Origin of the sequence: Paraburkholderia sp. SIMBA_053 (assembly GCF_046534895.1) — a bacterium.
Taxonomy (GTDB): Bacteria; Pseudomonadota; Gammaproteobacteria; order Burkholderiales; family Burkholderiaceae; genus Paraburkholderia; species Paraburkholderia caledonica.
Window position 1 is genome coordinate 1 of sequence record NZ_JAWRXU010001386.1, and the last position, 247, is coordinate 247.

The 247-nt window shown below is 60.7% G+C and carries 1 pseudogene; it reads left to right on the forward strand.

What is annotated here, in order from left to right:
- Positions 1-247: pseudogene (locus SB753_RS40145) on the forward strand (alpha/beta hydrolase); the annotation flags it as partial.

Genomic DNA, 247 nt, shown 5'->3' on the forward strand with positions numbered 1-247 from the left:
CTACGGCGGCTCGATCATTACGGAAGCAGGCGTCGATCCGCATGTGGTCGGTCTCGTGTATGTCGCAGCCCATGCGCCGAACGTCGGCGAAGACGAAGCCACGCTCGGCAAGGGCAAGCCCAGCTACACGTCGAAGCAGCCGGGCGCAATCGAAAAGACAGATGACGGCTATACGTATCTGAATCCGTCCGTGTTCCCGAAGGACTTCGCTGGGGATCTGCCGCTGAAGCAGGCGCAATTCGAAGCG